2 protein-coding genes are annotated in these 1,323 nt (G+C 67.4%); both read right to left on the minus strand.

Annotated elements, in window-relative coordinates:
- Positions 1-31 precede the first annotated feature (31 nt).
- Positions 32-949 carry an IS3 family transposase gene (locus AC07AB_RS40180; protein WP_478577678.1) on the minus strand — a complete coding sequence of 306 codons (918 nt, stop codon included), beginning with the start codon at positions 947-949 and terminating at the stop codon, positions 32-34.
- On the minus strand, positions 946-1,254 hold the full coding sequence (locus tag AC07AB_RS40185) for a transposase (RefSeq protein WP_478577680.1): 309 nt from the start codon (positions 1,252-1,254) through the stop codon (positions 946-948). Before AC07AB_RS40185 ends, AC07AB_RS40180 begins: the two co-directional genes overlap by 4 nt.
- Positions 1,255-1,323 lie beyond the last annotated feature (69 nt).

Here is a 1,323-nt window from a genome sequence, read left to right on the forward strand (position 1 = left end):
TGAGGTTCCCCCGCTGTGCGGGAGGTGCTGATCAGCTGGTCAGAGTGGGTTGATGGATGTCCAGGTTCGTCGGTTCAGCCGTCGCCTGCTTGGTGTAGTGCTTCTCCTCGAACTCGATCGGGCTGAGGAAGCCGAGCCGTTCCTGGATGCGGCGCGAGTTGTAGAAGCCGTCGATGTACTCGAAGAGCGCGAGGTTGGCCTCGGCCCGGGTGGTGAAGGTGCGTCCGCGGAGGCCCTCGGTTTTGATGAGCATCCAGAGGTTCTCCGCGAGAGCGTTGTCGTACGAGTCCCCGACCGAACCCATGGACGCCTCAACTCCCGCCCGCATAAGCCGGGTTGTGAGCTTGATGGACGTATATTGACAGCCGTGGTCCGCGTGGTGAATGAGCTTGCCCGGCTCGACCTCGCGGGACGCGAGCGCGTACTCCAACGTAGTCAGGACCAGGTCGGCGTCCGCGCGGGCGGAGGTCTCCCACGCGACCACCCGGCGGGAGAACGCGTCGCGGATCGCGGAGAGCCACAGCGGCCCCTCGCCGGTGGAGACCATCGTGAGGTCGGTGACCCACAGCCGGTTCGGCGCCGGTGCGGTGAAGTCTCTGTTGACCAGGTCCGGGGCCGGGGTGGCCTTCGGATCGCGGCGCGTGAGGCCCTTCCGTCGCGGGCTCACACCCGCGAGGTCGGCCTCACGCATCAGGCGCTCGACCCGTTTGCGGCCCACCGGGGTGCCCTCGCGTTTCAGCACGGCGTGCACGCGCGGTGAGCCGTAGACGCCGGCGGAGCCGGCGTGGATCTCCTTGATCCGCTCGGTCAGCTCGACGTCGCGACGCCGCCGTTCGCAGGGCTCCTTCTCTGCGCGACGCCAGCGGTAGTAGGTGGAGGAGGGGATATGGAGTTCCCGAAGTACGCACTCGACTCCCAGGCGGGGATGCTCGTCGACGAGCGCCGTCACCTGGGCCGGGTCGGGTCGAGTTGCGCCGCGAAAAACGCCGAGGCCGTCCGCAGGACGTCGTTGGCCCGCTTGAGCTGGGTGTTCTCCTTGCGCAATGCCACCAGCTCGGCGCGCTCGTCGCTGGTGAGACGGTCGTCGCGCTCGCCGGCATCGGCCTCGGCCTGGCGGATCCAGCCGCGCAGGGCCTCGGGGTGCACACCGAGATCGACGGCCAGCTGCTTGATCTGGGGCTTCGGCTCGGTGGTGCGATACATCCGTACCGCACGCTCACGCAACTCCAGCGAGTATTTCCGGGGTGCAGCCATGGTCACGGGTCCTCTCATGAGTCCCATCTGACCCGCTGTCAGCATCTTTCGCATCTCGGGGGAACCTCA

This window comes from Streptomyces sp. NPDC044033, assembly GCF_056434425.1.

Bases quoted from the DNA above. Each gene is read 5' to 3' on its own strand.
- AC07AB_RS40185 (WP_478577680.1), bottom strand. From the start codon at position 1,254: ATGGCTGCACCCCGGAAATACTCGCTGGAGTTGCGTGAGCGTGCGGTA.